10 protein-coding genes and 2 pseudogenes are annotated in these 12,498 nt (G+C 61.6%); 9 read left to right on the top strand and 3 right to left on the bottom strand.

Translation table 11 applies throughout. The annotated features are described in order from the left end of the window. Positions 1 to 62: 62 nt before the first annotated feature. The 9 genes and pseudogenes from RZE77_RS09595 to RZE77_RS09635 all read left to right on the top strand — a co-directional run. Positions 63 to 512, top strand: a complete 450-nt coding sequence (locus RZE77_RS09595; RefSeq protein ID WP_455685328.1) for a DUF2840 domain-containing protein — start codon at positions 63 to 65, stop codon at positions 510 to 512. After that, positions 509 to 1,042: a S26 family signal peptidase gene (locus RZE77_RS09600; protein WP_319441634.1), complete on the top strand. Its 534-nt coding sequence runs from the start codon at positions 509 to 511 to the stop codon at positions 1,040 to 1,042. Before RZE77_RS09595 ends, RZE77_RS09600 begins: the two co-directional genes overlap by 4 nt. Positions 1,043 to 1,417: 375 nt before the next feature. Further along, a complete protein-coding gene (locus RZE77_RS09605; protein WP_319441635.1) occupies positions 1,418 to 3,373 on the top strand; it encodes a DUF3363 domain-containing protein in 1,956 nt (651 codons plus the stop codon). 489 nt (positions 3,374 to 3,862) lie between these two features. Next, complete coding sequence (locus RZE77_RS09610) at positions 3,863 to 4,678, top strand: Bug family tripartite tricarboxylate transporter substrate binding protein (RefSeq protein WP_319441636.1); 816 nt, start codon at positions 3,863 to 3,865, stop codon at positions 4,676 to 4,678. 44 nt (positions 4,679 to 4,722) lie between these two features. Next, positions 4,723 to 5,517 carry a deaminated glutathione amidase gene (locus RZE77_RS09615; protein WP_319442330.1) on the top strand — a complete coding sequence of 265 codons (795 nt, stop codon included), beginning with the start codon at positions 4,723 to 4,725 and terminating at the stop codon, positions 5,515 to 5,517. Positions 5,518 to 5,564: 47 nt separating this feature from the next. Then, positions 5,565 to 6,269 (top strand): annotated as a pseudogene (locus RZE77_RS09620) (GNAT family N-acetyltransferase); the annotation flags it as partial. Between the two features lie 454 nt (positions 6,270 to 6,723). Then, on the top strand, positions 6,724 to 7,008 hold the full coding sequence (locus RZE77_RS09625) for a hypothetical protein (protein ID WP_319441637.1): 285 nt from the start codon (positions 6,724 to 6,726) through the stop codon (positions 7,006 to 7,008). Between the two features lie 5 nt (positions 7,009 to 7,013). After that, positions 7,014 to 7,697 (top strand): malonate decarboxylase holo-[acyl-carrier-protein] synthase, encoded by a 684-nt coding sequence (gene mdcG / locus RZE77_RS09630; RefSeq protein ID WP_319441638.1) that lies wholly within the window; start codon positions 7,014 to 7,016, stop codon positions 7,695 to 7,697. 42 nt (positions 7,698 to 7,739) lie between these two features. After that, positions 7,740 to 8,051, top strand: a pseudogene (locus tag RZE77_RS09635) (ATP-binding cassette domain-containing protein); the annotation flags it as partial. A gap of 178 nt (positions 8,052 to 8,229) precedes the next feature. Here the strand turns inward: RZE77_RS09635 and RZE77_RS09640 are convergent. The 3 genes from RZE77_RS09640 to RZE77_RS09650 form a co-directional block, all read right to left on the bottom strand. Continuing rightward, the gene (locus RZE77_RS09640; protein ID WP_319441639.1) at positions 8,230 to 9,120 is read right to left on the bottom strand and encodes a dihydrodipicolinate synthase family protein; all 891 of its coding nucleotides are present in this window, start codon (positions 9,118 to 9,120) and stop codon (positions 8,230 to 8,232) included. 14 nt (positions 9,121 to 9,134) lie between these two features. Continuing rightward, positions 9,135 to 10,130, bottom strand: coding sequence for a Bug family tripartite tricarboxylate transporter substrate binding protein (locus tag RZE77_RS09645; protein WP_319441640.1), 996 nt, complete (start codon positions 10,128 to 10,130; stop codon positions 9,135 to 9,137). A 705-nt stretch (positions 10,131 to 10,835) separates the two neighbouring features. Beyond that, positions 10,836 to 12,236 (bottom strand): amidase family protein, encoded by a 1,401-nt coding sequence (locus RZE77_RS09650; RefSeq protein ID WP_165403202.1) that lies wholly within the window; start codon positions 12,234 to 12,236, stop codon positions 10,836 to 10,838. Positions 12,237 to 12,498 lie beyond the last annotated feature (262 nt).

A 12,498-nucleotide genomic window follows, 5' to 3' on the forward strand; every position in this document is an offset into this window, starting at 1 on the left:
TTTCTGCGCGGTCCTCGCCTCCAGCCGTCGTGTCTCCGGGGACCACTCGCGGGCCGACCCCCATGCGAGTGTCACTGGCATTCGTCGAGCATCGCGTGAACGTCTGGCTGCGCTTCGGTCGGCCGGCGCGCGAGACCATCCTCGATCGCTGGCGGCGCGTTGCGATCTTCGAGCCGGATGCGGTCTGCTGCCGTGTCAAGTGGATCGGCAACGACTATGGCGCGGCGCTCTGGCAGCTGATGGTGCTGCAGGCCCCCATGCCGTCCCACGGCGCACAGCGCGTTGCCGGTGTACAGCCGGGCGCGCGCATTCTGCTGCGCGCCGATGGCGAGGCCCAGGTCAAGGCCGTGCTGGTGGCAATTGACGCGATCGAGGCCTCGGGCATCGAACCATCCGCAGTGGCCGTCACGTACTGGCACACGGTCGGCAACCGGCTGGCTGCACGCCAGCCGCTGCCGGCCTATACCGCCGAACGGCACGCGGCACATCTGGCGCGCCGGGCGCTGCGATGACGCCGCGTGTGCTCTTCGCCTGCATGGGCGTCGGCCTGGCTGCGCTGTGCGCGCCGGCCGTCATGCTGGTGGCGACACGCGACCGCGTGCTCGTGGTCTACAACCCGAGTGATAGCGTGCCGCGCGGTTGGTACCGCATCGGCAGCCTGGGTAGCGCGGCCTCGCTGCACGTCGGAAGCATCGTGCTGGCACGGCTTCCGGCCGACGTGGCAGCCTTCGCGGCACGGCGCGGCTACCTGCCGAGCGGCGTGCCTATCCTCAAGCGCATCGGCGCACTCGCGCCGCAATCGGTGTGTGTTTGCGATCAGCTCGTGCGCATTGACGGTGCCGTGGTGGCGAGCCTGCGAACGCATGACGGGGCGCATCGCCCGCTGCAAGCCTGGTCGCAATGCCGTCCCCTCGAGGTGGGCGAACTGTTCCTGCTCGGTGACACAAACCCGGCGTCGTTCGACAGCCGGTATTTCGGGCCCGTCTCTGTGTCAGCCGTGGTTGGGGTCGCGCGGCCCTTATGGACATGGAGTGCGCCATGAACTTCACCGTGTCCAGCGACCGAGCATGCAGCCGAGCTGCAGCCGGACGTGCGTCCGTGCTGCACCTCGCCGTGCAGAGGGGCCGCCGTCAGCGTGCAGCGCGAGTTGCACCGTCGCTGCCTCTTCGGCAGCGTTGCGCACCTTGTGCGCGGCTGGCGGCAGTTCGGAGCCGGGAGCGGATGCGGGAGGCGAAGACGGAGGGCCAGATAAAAGGGGTGGCACGCCACCACCCGCCAAGCCAGTCTGCACGTGGGTTTTCGGCGGCACCGCGAGCGGTCTCGCCGGTGCCTTGCAGACACGGGAATCCGCATGGTTGCAGCGTCTGGCGCGTGCCGTCTTCGATGGACTGCGCCAGAGTGCGCTCAGGGCTTCGCCATGCCCGGAGGTGACGATGATCGCTTTCGCGTCAAGCCCGCCGTGCCAAGATCGCGCGACGGGCCGCGCTCGCCGCGCTTCATTTTGCAGGTGCTCAAGCAGGTGTCGAAGGCCGGCGCGAAGCGCTCTGGCAAGAACGCAGGGAGGCCTGCCAACACCTTCGGCCGAGGCCGTGTCGCGGTAACCATAGCAGGCCAGCGCCTGGGTGCGAGTGCAAGACGCGTCATTATCAAGACCCGCTTCGTGGTGCTCCAGGGCGCCAGCTCGAACTCCGTCTCCGTCCACCTGCGATACATCGAACGCGATGGCGTCACCCGCGGCGGACAGAGGGGCCTGGCCTACGGGCAAGGTACCGACGTGGCCGACCTCGCGGCATTTCAGGAACGCGGCCATGGCGACCGCCATCAGTTCCGCTTCATCGTCTCGCCCGAGGACGGGCTGGAGCTGGAAGATCTCAAGGGGTTCACCCGCCAGCTCATGCGCCGCATGGAGGTCGACCTGGAAACCCGACTGGACTGGGTCGCCGTGGATCACTGGGACACGGACAACCCGCATATCCACATCGTGCTGAACGGTCGCACCGCCAGCAAGAAGGATCTGGTCATCTCACCGGACTACATGGCGCACGGCATGCGCATGCGAGCGAGCGAGATCGCCACCGAGTGGCTGGGGCCGCGCACGGAAGCCGAGATACGGCAGAGCCTGATACGTGAAGTGGATCAGCAGCGACTGACCAGTCTCGATCGAGCGTTGATCCGGCAAGCAAGCCGGGACGGCATCGACCTGACGGGCAACTCTCCGAATCGCGAGCACCAAAACGTCCTAGGCGCTCGACTGCAGCGGCTCGAAGGGATGGGGCTAGCTGAGCGAGTGGATGCGAACCGATGGAAGCTCGAGCCCGGCATGGAGAAGATGCTCGCCGCCATGGGCGAGCGCGAGGATGCGTTGGTCACGATGCGCCGGGCGCTCAAGGATCAGCAGCGTGAACTCGTGGTGTTCCAACCCGGCGATGACGGTCGCGCGATTGTCGGTCGTGTTATCGGCAAAGGGATAGCCGATGAGCTGTCCGACAAGGGCTACCTGGTCATCGACGGCATCGACGGAAAGGCGCACTACGTCGCACTACCGGCCCGCTCGGAGCTGGGGCAGTACCCTACCGGCGCCGTGGTGGAAGTGAAAGGCTCGGCCGACGTGCATCCTGCTGACCGCGCTATCTCCACGCTGGCTGTGAACGGCGTCTACCGCACCGATCATCATCTGGCTGTCGCGCAGCGACAGGTCACATCAGATTGCGACCCGCGCGACCTTGTGGCCGCCCATGTGCGGAGGCTGGAAGCCCTGCGCCGCGCCGGCATCGTGGAGCGCGCGGCCGAAGGCATCTGGCATGTGCCCCATGACCTGGGCGAACGGGGCCGACAGTATGACGCGCGACGCCTGGGCGGGAGTGTGGCGGTGGAACTCAAATCGAACCTGCCCATTGAGCGGCAGGCCCGCGTGATCGGCGCCACCTGGCTGGATCGGCAGTTGATCGGCGGGGGCAAAGGACTGGGCGACTCGGGCTTTGGCAGCGAGGTCAAGGAGGCACTACAGAAGCGTGCCGATTTCCTGGCCGAACACGAACTTGCCGAGCGGCGTGGCCAGCGCGTGATCCTGGCGCGCAACCTATTGGCGACGCTACGCAATAGGGAGGTAGCGCAAGCCGCCAAGGACATTGCTGCCGAAACCGGACTGGAGCCTCGACCTGTCGTCGACGGCCAACGCGTTGCCGGGATCTACCGCCGCAGCATCATTCTCGCCAGTGGGCGCTACGCCATGCTTGACGACGGTATGGGATTCAACCTGGTGCCGTGGAAGCCTGTGATCGAAAGGCGACTAGGGCAGCAGATCGCTGTGACAGTACGCGGTCGTGCGGTTTCATGGGAAGTTGGTAGGCAGCGTGGAGTTTCAGTCGGCTAGTGTTTTCACACTCTCTTAGGCTTCCATCGGCTGGAGCGCTAGCGCCAGTGCCTTTTCATGCCCAAATGACGCGCTGGCTTTCATCAACGGTCGGCCTCGAGATGCCTTGTGAACCTTCCAGAGGCGGTTCAGCGTGGCGCTCCTCTCTGATGGCTGCGGGTAGTGCTGGCGGGCCGTCGTTCAACGAACTTCTCACTCGTGACACTGGGATCCGGAGTGGATTGGACCCTCCGCGACCGCCAAAGTGGCCCTTTGATGGACGGTGTCGGGTCGATAGATTCACCTCATCCTCAACAATTGCTTCCGGAGAGGCTCCACATGACTCTGAACTGCATCGGTCGCCGCCGCGCCGTACTTAGCCTGCTTGCGTTGGCTGCTGCATGCCAAGCTTCGGCCGAGGAAAGTTGGCCTGCTCGCCCGCTAAAGCTTGTCGTTCACACAACTCCTGGCTCCTCCTCTGACGAGACTGCCCGCCTCCTAGCAGCGGCGTTGAGCAAAACGCTCGGGCAAGCCATCACTGTAGATAACCGAGCAGGAGCGGGAGGGGCGATCGGAGCAGAGTTCGTGGCCAAATCTGCGCCCGATGGCTACACCCTGCTGGCAGGTGCCTCAAGCGTCATGGTGACTGGGCCTGCACTGACCACGAGGAAGTTGCCTTACGACCCCGATCAAGACTTTGTGCCGATCGGTCGAGTGAGCCTTGTTCCCTACCTGCTCGTCGTCAACGCGAACTCAAATGTGCGAACTGTTGGCGAACTGGTTGATAAGGCCAAAGCCGCACCGGGGAGGGTCTCGTACGCAACAGCAGGAGTTGGGACCAACAATCACCTCTTGGGGGAGTTGATGAATACGGCATACGGCATCAACCTGATGCACGTCCCGTACAAGGGCCCGGCCCCCGCGCAAACCGATTTGCTCGGCGGAGTTGTTGACATGCAGTTCGATACCCAGTCAACCACCATGGAGTTCATTAAGGCAGGAAAGCTCCGAGCTCTGGCCACCTCAGGCCCCACGCGTCCGCCGGGACTTCCCAACGTTCCAACTTTCGCGGAACTGGGCTTTCCGCAGATGCAGCTGCAGGGCTGGAATGCGCTCTACGCCCCGCGGGCAAGCCCGGCACCCGTTGTCAAGCGATTGCAGGACGCATTGAGAACCGTCCAGGGGTCGCCGGAAATGCAAGCGCGCCTCGTGAGCATGGGTCAGGTGCCAGACAACCTCATTGGCAACGCCCTCTTGGAGGAGCAGCGCAAGGGGCGCGAGGCACTGCGGAAATTCGCTGAGAGCAAGAACATCGCGCTGGACTAGCGTAGATGCTGGAACGATTCTGATTATTTGAAAGTGAAGAGGAAATCATGAAGATCGCCCTTGGTCAAGTTGTGGTGGGCCGGAACTGGGAAGACAACGCACGCGAGTATGTTGCGTTGATGGTGAAGGCCCGCGAGTCGGGCGCGAAGCTGCTCGTGCTTCCTGAAGGCGTTATTGGTCGGGATCCTCAGGATGTTCAGTACACCAAGAAGTCGGCCCAGGCACTCGATGGGCCGTTCATGCAGCGCATGCTAGAGGCCTCCAAAGAGATTCCGGTGACCCTCATGATGACGGTGCACGTGCCGACGGCAAACGAACGAGTTGGCAACATCTTTGTTGTCGTGCAGAACGGTCGCATCGTCGCCCAATACAAAAAGCTGCATCTGTACGACGCTTTCGTCACGAAGGAGTCCGACAACGTGGAGCCCGGCCACGAATTGCCACCGATCGTGGAGATCGACGGGCTCAAGATGGGTCTCCTGACTTGCTATGACGTTCGGTTCCCGGACCTGGCCGGGCGACTGGCGCTTGACGGCGCACATGTGCTCGTGGTTCCGGCAGCGTGGGTCAAGGGCCCAATGAAGGAAGCGCACTGGGAAGTGATGGTTACGGCTCGGGCCCTTGAGAACACCTGCTACGTCCTGGCCTGCGGCGAGTGCGGGCCCAACAACATCGGCCAGAGCATGGTAGTGGACCCGTTGGGTGTGGCTACGGCCCGTGCTGCCGAAGGCCCCGGTTTGATCTTTGCAGACGTCGACATGAAGCGTATCGAGCATGCAAGGAAAGTGCTACCGGTTCTCCAGAACCGACGTTTCGCGACGCCTGCTCTGCCGCAATGATGTCGCAGCAAGCTCCTCAATCCTCAACCCTCAACCTGTCTGCAGATATGAAATTGAGCAACTATTCAAATCAATACAACCAACCGGTCGGGCAACCGATGCCTGAGTGGTCCGGTCGGCCCCGTCCTGAGCGAAGGGCAATTGAGGGTCGATATTGTTATCTTGAGGCACTCCATCCGCGGCATGCGCGCGAACTCTATGAGGCGTATGGAGTTGCTTCAGATGGGCGCGATTGGACCTACATGGTCATGGGCCCGTTCTCTGATCAGATCGCCTTTGAGGAATACATCAAGAAGGCCGCTGCATCGCAGGACCCACTTCACTATGCCGTCATCGATCGCACCTCTGGCAAGGCGGTCGGGACGCTTGCCCTCATGCGAATGGACCCGGCAAACGGTGTGGTTGAAGTCGGTAGCGTGATGTTCTCACCGCTGCTCAAGCGCACGCCGTATTCCACGGAGGCGCAGTTTCTGTTGATGAAGTATGTGTTCGATGAACTGGGGTATCGGCGCTACGAGTGGAAGTGCGATAGCTTCAACGAACCCTCGCGAAAGACGGCTGCGCGGCTTGGCTTCCAGTTCGAAGGAACCTTTCGCCAACATATGCTCTACAAGGGGCGTTCTCGCGATACTTCGTGGTTTTCCATCGTCGACAGCGAGTGGCCTGCAATTCGTTCCGCGTTGGAATGTTGGCTCAGTCCATCCAACTTTGACGCAGATGGCATTCAGCGTCGGTCTTTGACAGATCTGCGGCAACCGGCAACGGTCTAATATTCCCCTGCGACGCAAGGCCACTTGGGACGCCAAGTAGGGCATTGACGCCATTGCCTCACTGCGCTCCAAAAGGTGGGAGTTGAACTTAGTCCGTCGTCGTGTGCAGGAGAGTCAGGGCCGCGCGACCCGGCATGGGCGACAGGGGGCGCCCCGCGCGCCACATTTGCCACCACCTTGTTTGGACCGAATCGATCGTACAGAGCCGGGTGCATTGTTACGGCAGTACCAGGCATCCGAGTCAAAGCTGGTTCAGCACTATTGCCCCATCTCGTTTGCACTTAGTGCCTTAGTACTGGTTGTCGTCAACGATCTTCGGCCCTTAGCGAACAGGCCCCTGCTTGGCGGCTCGCCCGCGCATGCTTGCGAACGAGGGAGGAGGGCGACGACGCGACCCGCGCAGTAGCCGCGGTTGAGTGTTTCGGAAGGTGCGGGCGTGCCTGATTTCGATGTGCCCGAAGTGCGCGGTGCTGCGCCTTGCATGAGAAATAAGAACATGGACTGGAACGTTATCGGCTCCCGGCGCTTCGGCGGGGAGCATGGCATCAAAGTAGATGACAACTTGCTGCACGCCGCCATGCAGTTCGGCGGCCGGCCGACCACGGCCGTCGCGCCGTTCGGCGTCACGCCGAAGAAAGATCGATGGGCCATCAACGGCGCCGAGCGCCGCCGACGGCGCCCCATTGCCGCGGTCGGGCCGCGCGTACTTGAAGTAGCCTGATCGCCATGGTGCCGCTGCGCCGCCACCGGCTGGCTTTTCTTTCGGAGACGGGCTGGGCCGCGGTCCGCGCGCGCTCATGGGACGCACAGTCGCGGGTATGCATCGATCACTGGGCCGCGCATCGGCTCCCGCTGGTCGTCGCGCGGCAGCCCTTGGACGCATCGGGCAACGCGCCGATTGCACTCGGCCTGCCGGCCCCGCTGCAATGGGAACGGCGGCGCCTCTTGATCCATGTCCCACTCAGTGCGCTGGCATGGTTTGACGAGTTCCCGCGTTTCGACGATGCAGCCTGCCTGCTGCCGCGCAATCTTCGCGTCGCCTGGCGCACGCTGGGCAGGCAACTCGCGGGATGCCTTGCCCCGGCGCGCGTCTACGGTGCTTACGGCTGGCAGTTGCTGACGGGACTCCCTTATGTTTGCAAGACTTCCGACATCGACCTGTGGATCGGCGTACGTGATACTGGTCATGCGGACTCTGTCGCACACCACCTTAAAAGCCTCGCGCTACGTCATCAGAGGCTCGGCGGCGAGTTAATCTTCGAGGATGGCACGGCCGTGGCATGGTGTGAATGGCGGGCATGGCGCGCCGGCCGTGTGCGGCACGTGCTCGTCAAGCATCTGCATGGCGCGTCGATCGCGGATGCGTCCTTCGTGCGCCAGCATGCGCCAGCGGTGGAGATAGCTGCATGACTGCGCTCCCGATTCCGCGCGACACATGCGCCGTGATTCGCACTGCTGCCGTCGGACACGCCGCGACGGGCGCATCTCACGACACTATCGAAGGCAGTTATAGGCGTGGACTTCGAAGTGCGCGAAGGCGGACTGGTCTCCCTAATCGGCTCCAACGGTGCAGGCATGACCACGACGAAGAAGGCGATCGTCGGGACGCTGCCGCTCCTAGGTGGCGACATCGAATTCCTTGGCATGAGCATCAAGGTGTGCTGCGCCTGGGCCCTGATAGGTGAGGGGCTGCTCATGGTGCTGGAAGGCCGCGGAATACTCACCTGCCTGACCGTCACCGCAACCCTGCAGATCGGTCTCTATCCCCCGTGATGACGAGGCGGAGCAACAAGGTGACGCTTTGGCCATAGACCTGCCTCACACTTTGACAATGGCGTTCGTCACTCGCCACCGAGGATCAAGTTCCATGGCTGGGATTCGAGTCAACGGGAGCTCAACCAACTGCGCGTACTCGAGCTTGCTGAAACTCTCGGCGCACAATTCAGCCCATGAGCCCGAGGCCTTGAAGAATTTCGCTGAGCTTACTGCGGTCTGTAGATTGCAGCGGCAGAAGGGGCGCACGGGGGGCGCCCATGCTCCGTCCCATCAGTTCAAGTGCCGTATGCAGGACCCGCACACCACCTTTGGTGATGGCGAAGTCGGTTAGGGGCACCATTTTTTCGAAGAGACTGAGGGCCGCGGACATTTGGTCGGCCCGCATAAGTTCGTCGAGCTGGACGCAGAGTTCTGGCATGACGTTGGCGCCGCCTGAGAACCACCCGGACGCGCCGACGCGCAGTGCGTCGATGATTTGTGGGTCGCGTCCGGTAAGAACAGCGGCCGAGTTGGAGTTCAGCCGCAGCGTCTCGGAGATGCGAGACACGTCAGGACCACTCTCCTTGATCGCGACCACACCCGGCATTCGACTCAAGGTTGCGAGAAACGGCGGCGCCATGTCTACGCCCGTGGTACGGGGATTGTTGTAGATGATTACTGGCAGGCCGCCTTGCTCTGAAATCGCGCGGTAGTGTTGCGTTAGTTCCGGCTCAGTCAACGGCCAGTAGGTGATCGGCACCACCAGGGCCGCAGCAGCCCCGACTTCGCGTGCATGCACTGTCAGCCGGAGAGCTTCGTCCGTGGTCATCGCACCTGTTCCAACGAATACCGGCACGCGCCCGTCGGCCGCGTCTACAGCAGCCTCGGCGATCCGCTTGCGCTCAGTCTCGTCGAATGAGCCAATGGCCCCCGCGCTTCCGAACACCGTGATACTACGAACGCCGGCCGAGATGGCGCGGTCGAAGTGGGGCTTGAAGAGGGCCGGCGCGATATGGCCGTCGATGTCGGTCGGCGTGACAGAAAACAGGTGAACGCCCGAAAAGTCGATAGGAGACATGTTTACAAATTTCGTTAGTTGAGTTCGATGCCAGCTGTCTTGACGACGGCACCCCATTTTTGGATTTCGGATTTGATCTTTGTGTCGAACTGCTCGGGCGTTGATCCCACCGGCACCACGCTCAGCTCGGTCAGTTGGCGGATCACCGCGGGGTTACGCAGCAGCTTGTTCGAGGCTGCGGTTAAGCGCTCGACGATCGGCGTGGGAACGCCGGCTGGCGCCAGTAGTCCGAACCACGACACGATTTCATAGCCGGGAACGCCGGCTTCTCGCATCGTCGGCAGCTGCGGATATGCGGCCAAGCGCGTTGAGCTGGTCACAGCAAGCGCGCGAAGTTGACCGGACTTCACATAGGGCTGAAGCGTTGAGACGTTGTCGAACATGACGTTCGTCTGGCCGGCCAGAAGATCGGTGATAGCCGGCGCGCTGCCGCGGTAGTTCACTCCGACCAGTTGAACGCGTGCAATCGACTTGAAGAGTTCCGCTGCCATGTGCTGCGATGTCCCGTTGCCGGTCGACGCGTAGTTCAGTTTGCCGGGATTCTTCTTGGCGTAGTCGATCAACTCAGCGACCGTGGTAATGGGCAGCTCGGGCGAGACGACGAGCATGTTCGGGGCGCTGGCCATCATCGAAATGGGCGTGAGGTCCTTGACAGGGTCGTAAGGAAGTTTCTTGTAGAGGTTAGGTGCGATACCCTGTCCGGCCAGCGTGCCCAGCAGAAGCGTGTAGCCATCGGGCGGCGACTTGGCGACCACATCTGTCCCGATGGTCGAGCCAGCCCCAGGGCGATTGTCGACCACGAAGTTGCCCTTGAGCGACTCACCAAGATGGTGAGCGAACAGCCGCGCCATGATGTCCGTTGGACCGCCGGCCGGGAAGCCGATCACGATCTTCACTGGACGGTTGGGATAGTCCGAGGCAGGCACGGCGCCCCGTGTTGTCTGGGCGAACGCAGAGAGCGAGAGCACGCTCAAGGCGGCGCAGAGACAACGCTTCAAGTCGAGCATCATGATGGTTCCTCGTAATGAGTAGGGTGCACACGGGCTTGAGCATGCGGGTGCTGGAGCGCAAGACAAAGAACCACTTGAACACCGACGCTAAGTCCAGTGCGCACAGGCCGGTGGATGGCGCACCAACGTGGTGATCACTCGCAGACCGTCGGGGCCACTAGCTTCGCGCGCCTTAGGTCTACGGTCGACCCTCTAACACGCTGTGTGGCCGCAGGCGGAAGTCGGCGACTACGCGTGCGACCACCTCGGCCGAGGGCAGCATCTCGTCCATACGCCAGCCTTTGGTGGCGCTCACATCTACGTACTCGATAGGCGCAGCACCAGGCCGGTGCCGCGGAAGTACCGCGGTTTTTAGCGACAGAAGCACAGGAGGGGTTGACGTGGCGACACTGAGTGTCATCAGACGTTAGGTATTGCGTGTGCAACTGAGCTGGCTTGGCACCCAGGGAAGTCGAGGCGGCGCGCATCAAATTTAGGACAGAAGGCGAACCAACCGTCCGGTGACCTGAAGTTGCTCGCCCGTTTGCCCGTTTGCCTGTTCGTCCGTTCGTCCGTTCGCCCAGCTGTGCGTGCATCAGCAAGACGGCGACCTCGCGACGCCGTGATACATGCGCAGCGAACTGTGCGCATGCCGCCTGAGTTCGCCAGCATCAATGGACTCGCAAGTGCGACATCGCACGAAATCGACAGCTCGCTGCTTCCTGGTCATTGCGGCGAAAACTGCGGTGTTGATATGGCACCGATGGCTCTTTCCAAGGCGAAGCCAAGCTCAAGAAGCTCCTGATCCTGATTTGGCAATTTTGAGAACTCCAGGGCTATCGGTAACCCGTCCTTCGACAGGCCCACAGGAACAACCAGGCTTGCTAGGCTGGCGACTGGCCCCAGTGCAGTATTGCGTCCATAAGCTTGGAAAAACGAGATTTTCTTGCCAGAGACGAGTGCATCGGACTCTTCTCCAATGGGTGCGGGCAGCGCCGAAATGGCTGGATAAGCCAGCGCGTCTATCCTGTGGTCGCGATAAAAGCGAGCAGTAGCCTCTCGAATCTTGGCACGCTGCGCGACCATGGATCGGAAGGCTTCCTCGGGTGGCCTGCTCGGAGGCAGTGCCGTGTGCTTCATGAATTCCTGCATTTCGGGAGCAACCTGAGAAAGCAACTGGTCAAAGCCAACGCCGGTCTGTTGTTCCTTCAGGAAACGAGCAATCGAGGGCATCGTTTCATACAACATGATGGTGGCGGCGACGTCAAAGGCACTCTTCATTTCTCCGGATATGTCGACGTTTACCAGCACGGCACCGGCTTGTTGCAGTTTGCGATAAGCCTCTTGAGTTACTTGCTGAATTTCAGGATCCAGGTCGGAGTGATAGAACGGTGCAATTCCAAGTCGAACACCTTTCAATGATTTGACGGCTGTGGCTGCTGCACCTCCCGTTTGAACCGCATCAAACAGGGCGAGGTCTGCAACCGACCGTGCAAGCGGTCCAGCTTGATCGAATTTTTCGGACGTCAGGGAAAAGATTCCATCGCCCGAATATCGACCGAATGTCGGACGCAATCCATAGATGCCACACATGGCCGCAGGCACCCGAATGGAACCAAGGGTATCTGCAGCAACAGCTATAGGGACGATTCCTGCGGCAACTGCAGCCGCGGAGCCACCGCTGCTACCGCCAGGTATTCTTTTGAAGTTGTGGGGATTGTGTACGGCCCCGAACGTCCCATTGTTGCTCGTCCAACCGAAGGACAGTTCGGTCATATTGGTTTTCCCGAAGCAGATTGCCCCTTCACTGAACAGCCTCTGAGCCAGCGTCGCGTTGGCTGTGGGCCGAAATGCTTTCAGGGATTGCGTTCCGTTTGTTGTCGGGTAGGCACGGGTGTTGACGCTATCCTTGATGGCGATCGGAAGCCCTTGAAGTACGCCGCCCGTGTTGCCGGCGCGGCGCATCTTGTCGGCATTTCGCGCAGCGTCGAGGATGTCTTGTTCGTTGAGAGAAATGAAGGCATTCAGTTCACGCAGTGCACGTGCACGAGCCAACAGGGAGTTGGCATAGTCTTCCGAAGTCATGGTGCCACTGCGCATGGCTGCAATGGCCTGCGTGGCGCTCATTGAATTGGAGCTCTCTGTGGGGTTCAGGGAGCTTGCAGCGCTACACCCGTGTAGAAGCGGAACAACTGTTGCGGCAGATAGAACGCGGCGACGTGTCATGGGTAGACCATCCATTAATAGCTCCTGATTGTTTTTTTCGACACCGTGTCGAAATCTTCTAGTGCTCTCTCGAACATTACTGGCGCTAGGGGAGGGACGCTAGCTAGCAGCATCGCTAGGTGCGTGCGTGCGTGCGTGCGTGCGTGCGTGCGCGCGTGCATGG

This window comes from Variovorax sp. SPNA7 (genome assembly GCF_033807855.1).
Classification (GTDB): domain Bacteria; phylum Pseudomonadota; class Gammaproteobacteria; order Burkholderiales; family Burkholderiaceae_C; genus Variovorax; species Variovorax beijingensis.